General features: G+C 72.4%; 14 protein-coding genes. 10 read left to right on the top strand and 4 right to left on the bottom strand.

From position 1 onward, the window contains the following. The first annotated feature begins 38 nt into the window (after positions 1-38). The 10 genes from hemQ (at position 39) to cofD (ending at position 8,194) form a co-directional block, all read left to right on the top strand. On the top strand, positions 39-710 hold the full coding sequence (gene hemQ / locus AB0N80_RS01285; protein ID WP_315994320.1) for a hydrogen peroxide-dependent heme synthase: 672 nt from the start codon (positions 39-41) through the stop codon (positions 708-710). Continuing rightward, entirely contained in the window at positions 707-1,705 is a 999-nt protein-coding gene (gene hemC, locus AB0N80_RS01280) for a hydroxymethylbilane synthase (protein WP_315994321.1), read from the top strand. Before hemQ ends, hemC begins: the two co-directional genes overlap by 4 nt. Next, positions 1,702-2,517 carry a uroporphyrinogen-III synthase gene (locus AB0N80_RS01275; protein WP_363577096.1) on the top strand — a complete coding sequence of 272 codons (816 nt, stop codon included), beginning with the start codon at positions 1,702-1,704 and terminating at the stop codon, positions 2,515-2,517. Before hemC ends, AB0N80_RS01275 begins: the two co-directional genes overlap by 4 nt. Then, the gene (gene hemB, locus AB0N80_RS01270) at positions 2,514-3,497 is read left to right on the top strand and encodes a porphobilinogen synthase (RefSeq protein WP_315994323.1); all 984 of its coding nucleotides are present in this window, start codon (positions 2,514-2,516) and stop codon (positions 3,495-3,497) included. Before AB0N80_RS01275 ends, hemB begins: the two co-directional genes overlap by 4 nt. A gap of 96 nt (positions 3,498-3,593) precedes the next feature. Further along, positions 3,594-4,934, top strand: coding sequence for a glutamate-1-semialdehyde 2,1-aminomutase (hemL, locus tag AB0N80_RS01265; protein WP_363577094.1), 1,341 nt, complete (start codon positions 3,594-3,596; stop codon positions 4,932-4,934). 59 nt (positions 4,935-4,993) lie between these two features. Next, positions 4,994-6,103 carry a hypothetical protein gene (locus tag AB0N80_RS01260; protein ID WP_315994325.1) on the top strand — a complete coding sequence of 370 codons (1,110 nt, stop codon included), beginning with the start codon at positions 4,994-4,996 and terminating at the stop codon, positions 6,101-6,103. Positions 6,104-6,222: 119 nt separating this feature from the next. Further along, positions 6,223-6,435 (top strand): hypothetical protein, encoded by a 213-nt coding sequence (locus AB0N80_RS01255; protein WP_363577092.1) that lies wholly within the window; start codon positions 6,223-6,225, stop codon positions 6,433-6,435. Next, positions 6,425-6,703 (top strand): WXG100 family type VII secretion target, encoded by a 279-nt coding sequence (locus AB0N80_RS01250; RefSeq protein ID WP_363577090.1) that lies wholly within the window; start codon positions 6,425-6,427, stop codon positions 6,701-6,703. Before AB0N80_RS01255 ends, AB0N80_RS01250 begins: the two co-directional genes overlap by 11 nt. Further along, positions 6,703-7,155, top strand: coding sequence for a hypothetical protein (locus AB0N80_RS01245; RefSeq protein ID WP_363577088.1), 453 nt, complete (start codon positions 6,703-6,705; stop codon positions 7,153-7,155). The genes AB0N80_RS01250 and AB0N80_RS01245 overlap by 1 nt, the downstream gene beginning before the upstream one ends. Positions 7,156-7,228: 73 nt before the next feature. Then, positions 7,229-8,194 (top strand): 2-phospho-L-lactate transferase, encoded by a 966-nt coding sequence (cofD, locus tag AB0N80_RS01240; RefSeq protein WP_363577086.1) that lies wholly within the window; start codon positions 7,229-7,231, stop codon positions 8,192-8,194. A gap of 169 nt (positions 8,195-8,363) precedes the next feature. On the opposite strand, the gene cofC is transcribed toward cofD, so the two are convergent. The 4 genes from cofC to cofG all read right to left on the bottom strand — a co-directional run bounded on the left by cofC (position 8,364) and on the right by cofG (position 14,157). Continuing rightward, complete coding sequence (cofC, locus tag AB0N80_RS01235; protein ID WP_363577084.1) at positions 8,364-8,999, bottom strand: 2-phospho-L-lactate guanylyltransferase; 636 nt, start codon at positions 8,997-8,999, stop codon at positions 8,364-8,366. 204 nt (positions 9,000-9,203) lie between these two features. Next, entirely contained in the window at positions 9,204-10,214 is a 1,011-nt protein-coding gene (gene fgd / locus AB0N80_RS01230; protein WP_363577082.1) for a glucose-6-phosphate dehydrogenase (coenzyme-F420), read from the bottom strand. An 11-nt stretch (positions 10,215-10,225) separates the two neighbouring features. Continuing rightward, entirely contained in the window at positions 10,226-11,707 is a 1,482-nt protein-coding gene (locus tag AB0N80_RS01225; RefSeq protein ID WP_363577080.1) for an NAD(P)/FAD-dependent oxidoreductase, read from the bottom strand. After that, complete coding sequence (gene cofG / locus AB0N80_RS01220; RefSeq protein ID WP_363577078.1) at positions 11,704-14,157, bottom strand: 7,8-didemethyl-8-hydroxy-5-deazariboflavin synthase CofG; 2,454 nt, start codon at positions 14,155-14,157, stop codon at positions 11,704-11,706. Before cofG ends, AB0N80_RS01225 begins: the two co-directional genes overlap by 4 nt. Between the last annotated feature and the right edge of the window lie 64 nt (positions 14,158-14,221).

The following is a 14,221-nucleotide window of genomic DNA, read 5'->3' as shown; positions in this document are numbered from 1 at the left end:
GTTTGGCCCGCCGCCCGGGCGAGACGAGACTAGGAGCCATGTCCCACGACAGCTCCTCCTCCGTGTACACGCTGTGGGCGGTCTTCCGCCGCGACCCCGAGAATCCGGTTACCGCCGCCGAGTCCACCGAGCTCGCCGACCTCGTCTCGCTGATCGAGGCCGACGGCGTCACCGTCCGCGGCTTCTACGACGTCAGCGGTCTGCGCGCCGACGCCGACCTCATGGTCTGGCTGCACGGCGAAGACCCGCAGGCGCTGCAGCGCGACCTGCGGCGCCTTCGTCGCACCGAGCTGCTGAAGAACCTGCTGCCCACCTGGAACGCGATGGGCGTGCACCGCGACGCGGAGTTCAACCGCTCGCACGTCCCCGGATTCCTCCGCGGCATCGAGGCGCAGCAGTGGCTCTGCCTGTACCCGTTCGTGCGCAGCTACGAGTGGTACCTGCTGCCCGAGCAGGAGCGTCGCGAGATGCTCATCGAGCACGGCAAGAAGGGCAGCGCCTACAAGGGCGTCATCGCCAACACCGTGGCATCCTTCGCCCTCGGCGACTACGAGTGGCTCCTGCCCATGGAGGCGGACGTGCTGACCGACCTCGTCGACATGATGCGCGACCTCCGCTACACCGAGGCCCGTCGTCACGTGCGCGAGGAAGTTCCGTTCTACACCGGTCGTCTCGTGACGCTCGACGAGATCCCCGAGATCCTCCAGTGAGCGCGCCTCTGCGGCTCGGAACGCGTCGCAGCACCCTCGCGATGGCGCAGTCGCAGATGGTCGCCGACGCCGTGGCCGCGGCCTCCGGTCGGGCGGTCGAACTCGTGCCGATCGTGTCGGAGGGCGACGTCAACCGCGCCTCGCTGTCGCAGCTCGGCGGGCGCGGCGTGTTCGCGAACGGGCTGCGCGAGGCGCTCGCCGCCGACCGCTGCGACTTCCTCGTCCACTCGCTGAAAGACCTGCCGACCGTGCAGCCCGAGGGCCTCGTCATCGCCGCGACGCCGCCGCGGGAGGACGCCCGCGACGTCGTCGTGACGCGCGACGGCACCCCCCTCGGCTCGCTCGCGCCGGGATCGCGGGTCGGAACGGGCTCGCCCCGCCGCATCGCGCAGGCGTTGCGGCACAACCCGCGTCTCGACATCCACGACATCCGCGGCAACGTCGACTCCCGCCTCGCGCGCGTGCGCGACGGAGAGCTGGATGCCGTGATCCTCGCCGCGGCGGGCATCTCGCGTCTCGGCGGCGACCTGGGCGGGCTGCAGGCCGAGGCGCTCGGCCTCGCGGAATGGCCCACCGCGCCCGGCCAGGGCTCGCTCGCGATCGAGACCCGCAGCGACATCGACCCGGAGGTGCACGCCGCCCTCGCCGAGCTCGACGACGAGGACACCCGCGTCGCGATCACCGCGGAACGCGTGGTGCTGAACGCCCTCGACGCCGGGTGCAGCGCGCCGGTCGGCACGCACGCGTCGCTGGCCGGGGGCGACCTGCGGCTGCGCGCCGTGGTCTACGCCCTCGACGGCTCGCAACGGATCGGTATCGACCGGACCGTGCGCCTCGCCCCGGGGTATGGTGGGGAAACGGGCAGTGGCAATGGAGCGGATGCTGCCGACGACGGGGGACCGATCGCGCGAGCGGCGCGAGCGGGCCGAGAAGCCGCGCGTCGGTTGCTCGAACGTGGGGCGGCCGACCTGGTACCACGAGAGTCGACCACATGAATGAAGGCCACTGGAACACGCCGAACCCCTCGACGGGCGGCGTGCCCAAACCTCTGTCCGGTCGTCGCGTGCTCGTGCCGCGCGGGGGTCCGTGGGGCGACGGCGTCGCCGCCAGCCTGCGCCAGCTCGGAGCCGTTCCGGTCATCGCGCCGTTGATCAACTTCGCGCCCACCAACGATCAGGCGACCCTCGACGAGGCGCTCGCCGACCTCGCGGCGGGCGCCTTCGACTGGCTCACGCTCACCAGCGCGACCACGGTCGACGTCCTCTACGCCTACAAGGCCGTCATCCCCGCCGAGACGAAGGTCGCCGTGGTCGGCGAGACCACCGCGGCGGCGATGCAGGCCGTCGGCTACCGCGTCGACCTCGTGCCCGAGCGCGACAACTCGGCCCAGGGCATGGCCGAGCAGATGATCGAGATCGAGACCGAGCCGCGCAAGGTCCTGACCCTGCGCAGCGAGATCGCCAAGCCGGTCCTCACGCGCCTGCTGATCGAGGCCGGGCACGACGTGCGCAGCGTCGTGGCGTACCGCACGGTCGGCGTGCCCGTGACCGAGAAGATCGCCGGCGACGTCCATTCGGGCCGCATCAACGCCATCCTCGTCACCAGTGGTTCGGTGGCGGAACAGGTGGTCGAGCAGTTCCCCGAGATCCCGGCATCCACGGTCATCGCGGCGATCGGACCCCGCACGGCCAAAGACGCCAAGCGCGCCGGACTCAGCGTCGACGTCGTGGCCGAGCGGCAGACCGTCGACTCCCTCATCGAGGCGGTCGCCCGCTTCCCCCTCACCCCCGACGAATCGACGTCATGAGCTTCCCCGAGCACCGCCCGCGGCGTCTGCGCCGCACCCCCGCCGTCCGTCGTCTCGCCCGCGAGACGCATCTCGTGCCGTCGCAGCTCGTGCTGCCGATGTTCGTGCGCGAGGGCATCACCGAACCGAGTCCGATCGGGTCGATGCCCGGGATCGTGCAGCACTCGATGGACTCGCTCCGCCGCGCGGTCGCCGAGGCCGCCGAGCAGCGCATCGGCGGAGTGATGCTCTTCGGCGTTCCCGAGGTGCGCGACGCCGTGGGTTCCGGGGCCGACGACCCGAACGGCATCCTGAACCGCGCGACCGAGGCCGTCGTGGCCGAGGTCGGCGACGCGGTGGTCGTGCAGACCGATCTCTGCCTCGACGAGTTCACGGACCACGGTCACTGCGGCGTGCTCCGCTCCGACGGCGCGGTCGACAACGACGCGACCCTCGACCGCTACACGGCGATGGGTCTGGCGCAGGCCCGCGCGGGCTCGGCGATGCTGGGACTGTCGGGGATGATGGACGGCCAGGTCGGCGCGGTGCGTGAAGCGCTGGATGCCGAGGGCTTCACCGACACGCTGATCCTCGCGTACTCCGCGAAGTACGCCGGCGCGTTCTACGGTCCGTTCCGCGAGGCCGTCGACTCGCAGCTGAAGGGCGACCGTCGCTCGTACCAGCTCGACCCCGGCAACGGCCGTGAGGGCGTGCGTGAGGCGCTGCTCGACGTCGAAGAGGGTGCCGACGTCGTGATGGTCAAGCCCGCGCTGCCGTACCTCGACGTGCTCGCCGACGTGAAGGCGTCGGTCGACGTGCCGGTGTGGGCGTACCAGGTCTCGGGCGAGTACGCGATGGTCGAGGCCGCCGCCGCCCACGGCTGGATCGACCGCCGCGGCGCGATCCTCGAGAGCCTCCTCGGAATCCGTCGCGCCGGCGCCGACGCGATCCTGACGTACTGGGCGGTCGAGGCCGCCCGCTGGCTCCGCGAAGAGCTCTGATCTTCATCGCGTGACGTGCCGAGAATTGTCGCTTCGCGATACGCGGAAGCGACGATTCTCGGCGACTCACGCGTGTCTACCCGGGAGAATTGACGTATGACCGATCTCAACGACCAGTGGTTCGCCCGCGCCAAGGACGTCATCCCCGGCGGCGTCAACTCGCCCGTGCGCGCATACGGCTCCGTCGGCGGGACGCCGCGGTTCGTGCAGTCGGCGTCGGGACCGCGGATCACGGATGCCGCGGGTCGCGAGTACGTCGACCTCGTCGCGTCGTGGGGTCCGGCGCTCCTCGGCCACGCGCATCCCGAGGTGGTCGGCGCGGTGCAGTCCGCGGCATCCCGGGGTCTGTCGTTCGGCGCGCCCACGGGTGCCGAGGTGGAGCTGGCCGACCTCGTCGCCCAGCGCGTCCAGGTCGGCGATCTGAAGCCGATCGAGAAGGTGCGCCTGGTCTCGACCGGCACCGAGGCGACGATGACGGCGATCCGCCTCGCCCGCGGAGTCACCGGACGCGACCTGCTGATCAAGTTCGCCGGGCACTACCACGGGCACTCCGACGGGCTCCTCGCCGCGGCGGGCTCGGGTGTCGCCACCCTCGCGCTCCCCGGATCGGCAGGTGTCCCCGCGCCGATCGCCGCGCAGACTCTCGTGCTGCCCTACAACGACCTCGACGCGGTGCGCGAAGTGTTCGAGGTGCACGGCGAGAACATCGCCGCGATCATCGTCGAGGCGGCCTCGGCGAACATGGGGGTCGTGCCACCGCTGCCCGGCTTCAACGCCGCGCTCGCCGACATCGCGCACAGCCACGACGCCCTGCTGATCATGGACGAGGTGCTCACCGGATTCCGCGTGCACCCCGCCGGCTTCTGGGGTCTGCAGGCCTCGCAGGGCGAGCGCTACCTGCCCGACATCCTCACCTACGGCAAGGTCATCGGCGGCGGGATGCCGCTGGCCGCCCTCGCCGGCCGCGCCGAGGTCATGGACCACCTCGCCCCCCTCGGCCCGGTGTATCAGGCCGGAACCCTGTCGGGGAACCCGCTGTCGGTGGCCGCGGGCCTGGCGACGCTGCGTCTGGCGACGCCCGAGGTGTACGCGGCCGTCGACGCCGCGGCCGCGCGGATCGCCGACGCGCTCGACGCCGCCCTGACCGCCGAGGGAGTGGTGCACACCGTGCCGCGCGCGGGCTCGTTGTTCGGCGTCGCCTTCCTGCCCGAGGTGCCGCGCGACTACGCCACCGCGCTCACGCAGCAGTCCTACCGCTACGCCCCGTTCTTCCACGCGATGCTGGATGCCGGTGTCTCGCTTCCCCCGAGCGTGTTCGAGGCGTGGTTCCTCACCGCCGCCCACGACGACGTCGCCCTCGAGCGCGTGCTCGAGGCGCTGCCGGTCGCGGCGAAGGCCGCGGCGGAAGCGCTGGATCCGACGCTGCTCGCGCAGTAGTCGACGCCGGCGCTGACACCGTCGAGACCGCTTGATACGGTCGAACGGGGGGGTGGGGGATGACCGCATCGAGTTTCTGGCTGGCGCCCGACGCGTTGGAGCACCAGGCCATACCGTTCGACGACTACGCCGCGCAGGCGCAGAGCGCGAAGCAGTACCTCGCGGCGCATCCCTTCGATGACACGGGGGATCACCCGGCCTATCGGTTCGCCGCCGAGCGCGCGCGGGAGCTGCGTTCGTCGCTCATCGACTGGTTCGACCATCTCGCGAGCGTCCTGACGGGCGTGGCGGTCGAGTTGCGGTCGGTGGCGGACGAAGGACGCTCGATTGATGCGGAAGAAGCCGCCCGCATCGATGCGTCGGATCCGTCCGTGTACAACGGGAACTCGTCGTCGGCGAGCGAAGTCGTCTCGGACTCGGCGGGCGGGCGCAGCACCGACCTCATGCCCGTCTGGGGGCCGCCCGCGGGCGGCGCGGCACGGTTCTGCGACTTCGGACCGGCCTACGACCACCTCAACGACCTGACGCTGAACCTCGTGCCCGGAGATCTCCTGAGTCCCGTCGAGTGGATCGACACGATCCTCGGCTGGCTGGGTGCCACGCCGCTCCCCGAGACGGTGATGCGCGAGTTCGGAGGGCGCTGGGGTGACCTGCGGGCCTTCGCCGACACGTTGACAGGGCTCAGCCAGCTCATCGACGACATGCGGGGGCACTTGGGCAGTGCGGCATCCTTCATCAAGGTCGCCTGGCAGGGCTACGCCGCCAGTAGCGCGCAGGACTACTTCGACCGGCTCTCCGCGGTGCTCGGCAACGCCGTGCAGGAATTCCAGGATGCGGGCGACGCCTTCGCGTCGTATGCCGACGGGGTCGAGGGGACGGCGGAGGCCGTCAGCAGTGCGCTCTACGGTCTGCTGGACTCGATCCTCATCGCCGCGGTCGCCGCCGGATTGGGAACGGCGACGATCGAGACGGTCGTGGGCGGAATCCTGGGATGGGGGGCCGCGGGAGTGGCGCTGCTCAACGCGGGCCGCCTCGTGGCCGAAGTCAACGACCAGTTGCAGTTCCTCAACGACCTCGGCAACATCCTGGGGTCCATCAGCAACCTCTCCTCCGACCTCTCGGACTTCTCGTCGGAGCTCCCCGTCCCCGCCATGGAGGTCACGAATTGAGCGACGACGCGCGCCGGCCCACCCCCGCCGAGGTGAGCGAAGCCTTCCGAGCGGATCGGGCGGCTTCCTCCAGCGGTCTCGATTTCGCGACCGTTCCGGGGACGGCGCCCGTTCTCGGCATGCTGCGCACGGAGATGCAGCGTCGCCTGCGCGAGGAGCATCCCGACAGCGAGGTCGCCCGTGCGCTGCGCGCCGTGCTCGACGGATCCGCTGAACCGCGGTCGCTGCTCGAGATGCCCGCCTTCGCGCCACCCTCGGCTTTGAGAGATCCCGCCGTGACAGAATCGGTGCGCGCCGCGATGCGCGGCGGGGAGCGTGATGATGCATCTTGACGAAGACTCGGCGGTGGGCTCGATCGCGATCGTCCGCGAGGCGATCGACCGGATCGACGAGCACCTGACGACGCTCGAGAACGAAGCGGCGCGTCTGCAGGCCTCGTGGGACGGCGACGCGCGCGACGCCTTCGCCACGGCGATGCGCGAATGGGACGAATCCGTCCGCGTGCTGCGCGCCGCCGCCGCGGCGGCCGGGGAACGGGCGCACGGCGCCGTTCGGCGCTTCGGCGACTTCGATCGGCGTCGAGCCGGAGCGTGGGCGTGATGCGGCGTCGTCTTCTCGCCGCCGCGGTCGTCGCGGTGGGGTTCGCTCTGGCCGGCTGCGCGCCGGCGGCCTCGCCCTCGACCATCACCGTCACCTGGACCGGACCCGACGGCGAACAGACGGTCACGATGACCCCCGATGTGATCGAGTGCGACGACACCGGCGCGCGCGGGACGGCGGTGCAGGTGACGCCGCAGGGCACCTTCTCGTTCCGCACGAACGTCGACGAGGGGGCGCGCGGGTCGGTCGGTGTCGGCGCGGACGGCGTGTTGGTCTCCTTCGAATCCGACGACATCGACCTCACCGTCGGCGGTGAGAACGTGTCGGTGGCCTCCAGCGACGGCGAGGCGGCGGTCGTGGAGGGGTGGAAACCCGAGGACGGCATCGTCGAGTCCCCGGACGACGCGACACGCTATCCCGCGACGGTGACCGCGAGTCTGCGCTGCGAGTGACGCGCGGTTCCGCCTGACGCCACCCCTCGGCACGCGGTCTCGGCGCGGGACAGCGAAGTGGAAGACTGGATGGATGCGTCCTCCCCAACCCCGTGTCGTCGTGCTCGCCGGTGGAGTCGGGGGGTCGAAGTTCACGCTCGGCGTGCGCGCTGCCCTGCACCGGCTCGGCGCCCCCGAGGCCACCGTCGTGGTCAACACCGGTGACGACCTCTGGCTCTCCGGTGTGCGACTTCAACCCGATGTCGACTCGATCACCTACGCCCTCGCCGGGGTCAACGACACCGTGCGCGGCTGGGGTCGCGCGGGCGACACCGAGCGCGTCAACGAGGAACTGCAGGCGTGGGGCGCCGGCTGGCCCTGGTTCACCCTCGGCGATCTCGACCTCGGGACCCACCTCGCGCGCACCGGCTGGCTGCGCGAGGGCCTCACCCCGACCCAGGTGCTCGGTCGGATGGCGCAGCGCTGGCCGCTCGGCATCCGGATGCTGCCCATGACCGACAGCGAGGTCGACACGCACGTGCTGCTCGAAGACGGGCGTCGCCTGCACTTCCAGGAGTGGTGGACGCGCCATCGCGCCCAGCTGACCCCCCGTGCGTTCGAGAACCCCGGGATCACGGATGCCGTGCCCGCCCCGGGAGTGACGGATGCCATCGCGGCGGCCGACGTGGTGCTGCTGGCGCCGTCGAACCCGGTCGTGTCGATCGGTCCGATCCTCGCCGTCCCCGGCATCCGGGAGGCCCTGCGCGCCACCTCGGCGCGGGTCGTCGGGGTCTCGCCCATCATCGGCGGCCGCGTCGTGCGCGGGATGGCCGACGTGTGCCTGACGGCGATCGGCGTCGAGACCTCGGCCGCGGCCGTCGCGCGGCACTACGGCGCGCGGTCGGCGGATGGGGTGCTGGACGCGTGGGTGCTCGCCGAGGAGGACGCAGCGTCGGCGGCCCAGGTCGAGGAGGCGGGGATCCACGCGGTCGTGCGGCCGCTGTGGATGAGCGACGACGACGCGTCGGCGGCGATCGCCGAGGCGGCGCTGGGGGCCTGAGCCGCCCGGTCGCGCCCCGTGCTGAGCGCGGAAGAGGAGATGCGCGGCGGATCCGCGGGTGAGTGGCGGCGGCCGAGGCGCAGGGCCGCGGGGGCCCTGCGGGGGCGGGGTGGGCCGCGGCGGGCCGTGCGCCCGGGTGAGGCTGCGCCGGGGTCGGGCCGCGCCCGACTCAGGCCGCGGCGGACGCCAGTACGGCCGCGGTCCGCGGACCCACGCCGAGGGCGACGGCCTGCGCGAGTTGCACGGCCGTGTCGACGTCGCGGCGCAGCGTCGAATCGCGGGGGACCGCGAGGTCGGCGCAGCCGAGCAGACGGTGGCGCGCGGCGGAGTCGGCGCCGAACGCCGACACCCACACCGCGTTCGGTCGGGCGGTGACGAGCGTGGAGCCGGTGCCCTCGGCATCCGGGACCAGACCCCGCTCCACGCGGCCGGCGAGCTCGAGGGCGGCGTCGAGGTCGTGCGGGGTGAGCGCGGGCACGTCGCCGAGGAGGGCGGCGCGGGCAGTGCCCCGTCCGGCTTCCTCGGCGCCGAGCGCGACCGCGGCATCGAGACCGCGCACGTCTCCCTCGGCGACGACATCGACGGCGGGCCACTGCGCGACGAGGGCCGAGAGCTCGACGTCGTCGGTGACGACGACCACTCGCGAGACGCGCGGGGTCGCTGCGGCGGCCGCGATCGTGTCGAGGGCGAGGGCGCGGGCGAGCGCCTCGCGATCGGAGACGCCCGTCAGGCGCGATTTGCCGATCGCGGCCGGCTTGACCGGCACCACGATCGTCCAGCCGTCACGTATCTCAGGAGTGCTCATCGCATCCATTGTGCGTCGAACCCCGGACATCCGCGGGTGGGGGTAGCGCGGCTCCGCTTATCCGTGCTGCGGATCGCGGTCGCGGCCCGACGCCACCGAGATGACCCCCGTCTCGCGAGACGATGCGGGTGGCGCGCGAATCGCGTGTGATGTCGGCGAACGCGGGCGGTCTCGTTGCCGTCGCCCCGACCGGCGCCCCGGGCCTCAGCCGAAGCGCTTGCGCAGCCGGGGCAGGATCTCCTCGCCGTACATGCGCAGGAACTCCTCCTGGTCGTGTCCGGGGTCGTGGAACACGAGGTGGCGGAAGCCGAGGTCGACGTAGCGTGCGATGCGCTCGACGTGCTCGTCGGGGTCGGTGGAGACGATGAAGCGGGATGCCACGCGCTCGATCGGCAGCTCGTTCGCGAGGCGCTGCATCTCGAGGGGGTCGTGCACGCTCATCTTCTCGTCGGCGGTGAGGGCGAGCGGGGCCCAGAAGCGCGTCTTCTCGAGCGCGGTGTCGTGGTCGGGGTGGTACGAGACCTTGACCTCCATGAGCGTGTCGACGTCGTCGCGGGTGCGACCGGCCTTGGCGAGGCCGTCGTCGAGCGCGGGGAGCAGCTTCTCGGTGTAGAGCTCGGGATCCTTGCCGCTGGTGGTGATGTATCCCTCGGCGATCCGGCCGGCGAGCCGCGTGGCGGCGGGTCCGGAGGCGCCGATGTAGATGGGCACCTTCTGCGCGGGGCGGTCGTAGATGGTGGCATCCTTCACCGAGTAGTAGGTGCCCTCGTAGGTGACCCGCTCGCCCGCCCAGAGCTCGTTGATGATCGTGATGGCTTCTTTCAGACGCTGGAAGCGCTCGGGCGGCTCGGGCCAGTCGAGCCCGAGGGTGACCTCGTTCAGCGCCTCGCCGGTGCCCACCCCCAGGACCACGCGACCCGGGTACATGACCCCGAGGGTGGCGAACACCTGGGCGATGACGCCGGGGTGGTAGCGGAACGTCGGGGTGAGCACGCTCGTTCCGATGATCACCCGCTCGGTGCGGGCGCCGAGGGCGCCGAGCCACGGCAGCGCGTTGGGAGCGTGTCCGCCGTCGTGCATCCAGGGCTGCAGATGATCGGAGAGGAAGACGGAGTCGAAGCCCATCTTCTCCGCGAGCACCCCGAACTCGAGCAGCTCGTTGGGGCCGAACTGCTCGCTCGAGGCCTTGTAACCGAAACGCAGGGGGATGGTCATGGCTGTCTCCTCTAGATGTCGACGCTGGGAAGGGTCGCCCGCACGGGCGCGACGAACTCGGAACCGTCGGTGCCGGCCAGTCTCTCGTGGAACGCCTGCACCGTACCCGGCCACAGCAGTGTCAGGCGCCCCGATCGGTGGTCGACGTACCAGTTGCGGCATCCGCCGGTGAGCCAGGGGGTGGATGCCGCGGCCTCGGCGATCTCGGCGGTGTACGCCGCCTCGGCATCCGGGCGCACTCGCAGCACGCGATCGGTGCGACGGTCGCGCTCGCACAGAGCGCGCACCACGTAGGCGGCCTGCTCCTCGGCCATGAGCACCGCGGAGTTGTGGCCGAGGCTCGCGTTGGGGCCGTTCAAGACGAACAGGTTGGGGAAGCCCGTGACCACCGTGGAGCCGAACGAGGTCATGCCGTCGGACCAGTGCGCCGCGAGCGTGCCCTCCTCGCCGTGCACGAGATCGGCGTAGGGCTGCTGGGCCGAGGCGAAGCCGGTCGCCAGCACGAGCACGTCGGCGTCGTGGCGCGTCCCGCTCGCGGCGGTCAGCGCCGAGCCCTCGACCGACACCAGCGCCGTGGGCTCGAGGGTCACGGCATCCGAGGCGACGGCGGGGTAGAACGCGTCGGACAGCAGGACGCGCTTGCATCCGAAGGCGTAGTCGGGCGTGAGAGCCTCGCGCAGCGCGGGGTCGGCGACCTGCGCGTGCAGGTGCGCGAGAGCGACCTCCCGAGCGGCGGCGGATGCCACGGCGTCGCCCGAGCGGGAGGCGAAGCGCCGCTCGCCCTCGGCGTAGAGCTCCGCCCGCAGGCGCGCGAGGTCACCGGGGTGCGCGGCGAGACGCTCGCGCTCGGCGAGCGGGATCTCGTCGCCGCCGCGCGGCACGATCCACGCCGGGGTGCGCTGGAAGAGCGTGACGTGGGCGGCGCGGCGGGCGAGTTCGGGGACGAGCTGCACGGCGCTCGCGCCGGTGCCGACGACGGCGACGCGTTTTCCGGTGAGGTCGACGTCGTGGTCCCACCGGGCCGAGTGGAACAGGGGACCGTCGAACGACTCGAGTCCGTCGATCGCGGCGACGTGCGGCTCGGTCAGGCGTCCGCAGGCGAGAACCAGGGAGCGGGCGACGACGGGCTCGGCCCCGGTGTCGATCCGCCAGACCGCGTCGGCGGCATCCCACCGCGCCCCGAGGAGGGGGGTGCGCAGTCGCAGGCGATCGCCGAGGTTCTCGCGCTCGGCGACCTCGCGCAGGTACCGCTGGATCTCACCGCCCGCCGCGAACGTGCGGGTCCATCCCGGGTTCGGGTGCGCGGCGAGGCTGTAGAGATGGGCCGGTACATCGCACGCGACACCGGGGTAGGTGTTGTCGCGCCAGGTGCCGCCCACGTCGGACGCGCGTTCGAGCAGCACGATGTCGTCGCGACCTGCCCGCCGCAGAGCGCCGGCCATGGCGAGGCCGGCGAAGCCCGCGCCGACGATCGCGACGTCGACGACTCTCACGCGGGGGCTCCGTCGGGTGCGGGGGTCTCATCGGGCGTCCGGCTCGCGTCGGCGGGGAGGGGGAAGCGCGTGCCGCCGCTGGTCACGACGTACGGCGCTGAGGCATCGGTCACGCGGTAGTCGGTCGTGCGCAGCCGGAACGGCCGCATGAGGCTCCGCGCGAGGCGCTCGGCGGCGGGGACGGGCAGTTCGAGGCCCTGCTCGATCCCGGTGTCGGGCAGCACCCGCCCGTCGTAGAGCGTGCCGCCGAGGTCGTCGCCACCGGAACGCAGCAGCACGGCAGCGGTGTCGCGGCCGACGCGGGTCCACGGGATCTGCACGTGCGCGATGCTGCCCGAGAGCAGCAGCCGCGACACCGCGACCATCGCCCGGTGCTCGTCGACGGGCGCGCGCCCCGCCACCGGCGGCACGTCGCCGCCGGGCAGGGGGATCGGCACGAACTCCGCGAAGCCGCGCGTGCGGTCCTGGATCTCGCGCAGGCGCCGCAGGTGGGCGATGCGCTCCTCAGCCGTCTCGACGTGCCCGTAGAAGAGCACCGAGGTCGACCGGAAACCGCTGAGGTGCGCGGCGGTGATGGTCTCGATCCACGCGTCGATCTCGAGATCGCCCGGGGCGACGAGCCCGCGCACGCGCTCGCTGAGCACCTTCACGCCCGTCCCCGGCACGGTGTCGACCCCCGCGGCGTGCATCGCGGCGAGGGCACCGCCGAGGCCGAGACCGCCTCGGTCGGCGAGGTCGCGCACATCGAGGGGGCGGTAGGCGTGCACGTGGATGCCGGGGGCGGCGCCCTTCACGGCCCGCACGAGGTCGAGGTACCCGGCGGGGTCTTCGTCGCCGGGCAGTGCGCCCTGGATGCAGATCTCGGTCGCACCGAGGTCGACGGCATCCACCGCGATGGCCGCGGCGTCGTCGAGGCCGAACTCGCCCGGTGCCGCGCGGCCGCCGCGGCGCAGCCCCGACGAGGTGAGGTTGCGGTTCCGCACGAGCGTGATCGGTTCGCCGACGGTGTAGCGGCGGGCGTCGTCGGCGACCGCGGTCAGATCGTCGAGCTCACCGCCCGTTGCGTGCAGCAGGCGGGTCCAGTCGGCGTCGTCGAGAGCGAGAGGGGCGGATGCCGCCCGCTCGGCGAGGCGGCGCACGCCGGGGTCGGGAGAGACGGCGCCGGTGCGGGGCGTGGGCACGGGGCGGGCGGAGGAGGCCGTGGGGGCCGTGGGAGTCACGTCGGCGGCCAGGCCCGCGGCATCCGCCAGGGCCCGGACGGGCGCACGCAGGGCCGGGTCGATCCAGGTCTCGGCATCTCGCACGAACTCCGGGTGCGCGGTCAGACGCTCGCGCAGCGTGTAGCCGTGGGTCGCGGTGGAGGCGGCCAGGTCGTCGATGTGGGGCCAGGGCCGTTCGGGGTTCACGTGATCGGCGGTGAGCGGTGACACTCCGCCCCAGTCGTCGATGCCGGCGGCGACGAGCAGCCCGAGCTCGCGCGGATCGGAGAGGTTGGGTGGCACCTGCACGCGCATGTCGGGCCCGAGCACGAGCCGCGCGACCGCGACCGCCGCGAGGTACTCCCGCATGTCGGCGTCGGGGGCGCCCTGCATGGCGGTGCGGGGCTTCGCGCGGAAGTTCTGCACGATCACCTCCTGCACGTGGCCGTGGCGGTCGGCGCTCTCGCGGAGGGCGACCAGCGACTCCGCGCGATCGCGGACGGTCTCGCCGATGCCGACGAGGATGCCGGTGGTGAAGGGGATGCCGGCGGCCCCGGCGTCGTCGATGACCTTCAGGCGCAGGTCCGGGTCTTTGTCGGGCGAGCCGAAGTGCACCTGCCCGGGCTCCTCGAACAGGCGCCGGGAGGTGGTCTCGAGCATCATGCCCATCGACGGGGAGACCGGTCGAAGCGCGGCAAGCTCGTCGGGGTGCATGACTCCCGGGTTGGCGTGCACGAGCATCCCGGTCTCGGTGGTGATGAGGCGGGCGATGTGCACGACGTAGTCGATGGTCGAGGCGAAGCCGTGCTCGTCGAGCCACGCCCGGGCCTCGGGCCAGCGCTCCTCGGGGCGGTCGCCCAGGGTGAGCAGCGCCTCTTTGCACCCGAGGGCCTGGCCTTGTCGCACGACCGTGAGCACCTGCTCGGGCGTCATGTACGCGGGCTTGCGCAGCAGCGCGAGCTGGCCGGGGGTGTCGACGAAGATGCAGTAATGGCACCGATCGCGACAGAGCGTCGTGAGCGGCACGAACACCTTGCGCGAATACGTGATGACGCCCGCTCGGCCGGCCCGGTCGAGACCCTCGTCGCGCAGGGCCGCGGCCACCGGGAGAAGGACGTCCAGATCGGCCCCGAGGAGGGTCTCCGTCTCGTCGACGTCGGGCCGGTGACCGGTGCGCACGCGCGCGAGCAGGTCGTCGATCGAGGTGCCTCGGGCCGGTGCGACTCGCGGCGCAGCGCTGCCCGTGCTCATCGCTCCAGGCTATCCCCCCGCTCCGACATCGGGGCCGAGGGGGAGGGGGACCGCGGCCGTCGCG

The sequence above is a fragment of the Microbacterium sp. NPDC089188 genome (assembly GCF_040685155.1).
In the GTDB taxonomy this organism is placed as follows: Bacteria; Actinomycetota; Actinomycetes; order Actinomycetales; family Microbacteriaceae; genus Microbacterium; species Microbacterium galbum.
This window is presented reverse-complemented; position numbering and strand designations above follow the sequence as displayed.

Coding starts and splice junctions, on each gene's coding strand:
- AB0N80_RS01250 (WP_363577090.1), top strand. CDS start 6,425: ATGCATCTTGACGAAGACTCGGCGGTGGGCTCGATCGCGATCGTCCGC.
- hemQ (WP_315994320.1), top strand. CDS start 39: ATGTCCCACGACAGCTCCTCCTCCGTGTACACGCTGTGGGCGGTCTTC.
- AB0N80_RS01245 (WP_363577088.1), top strand. CDS start 6,703: ATGCGGCGTCGTCTTCTCGCCGCCGCGGTCGTCGCGGTGGGGTTCGCT.
- fgd (WP_363577082.1), bottom strand. CDS start 10,214: ATGACCATCCCCCTGCGTTTCGGTTACAAGGCCTCGAGCGAGCAGTTC.
- cofD (WP_363577086.1), top strand. CDS start 7,229: ATGCGTCCTCCCCAACCCCGTGTCGTCGTGCTCGCCGGTGGAGTCGGG.
- hemL (WP_363577094.1), top strand. CDS start 3,594: ATGACCGATCTCAACGACCAGTGGTTCGCCCGCGCCAAGGACGTCATC.
- cofG (WP_363577078.1), bottom strand. CDS start 14,157: ATGAGCACGGGCAGCGCTGCGCCGCGAGTCGCACCGGCCCGAGGCACC.
- cofC (WP_363577084.1), bottom strand. CDS start 8,999: ATGAGCACTCCTGAGATACGTGACGGCTGGACGATCGTGGTGCCGGTC.
- hemB (WP_315994323.1), top strand. CDS start 2,514: ATGAGCTTCCCCGAGCACCGCCCGCGGCGTCTGCGCCGCACCCCCGCC.
- AB0N80_RS01275 (WP_363577096.1), top strand. CDS start 1,702: ATGAATGAAGGCCACTGGAACACGCCGAACCCCTCGACGGGCGGCGTG.
- AB0N80_RS01260 (WP_315994325.1), top strand. CDS start 4,994: ATGACCGCATCGAGTTTCTGGCTGGCGCCCGACGCGTTGGAGCACCAG.
- AB0N80_RS01255 (WP_363577092.1), top strand. CDS start 6,223: ATGCTGCGCACGGAGATGCAGCGTCGCCTGCGCGAGGAGCATCCCGAC.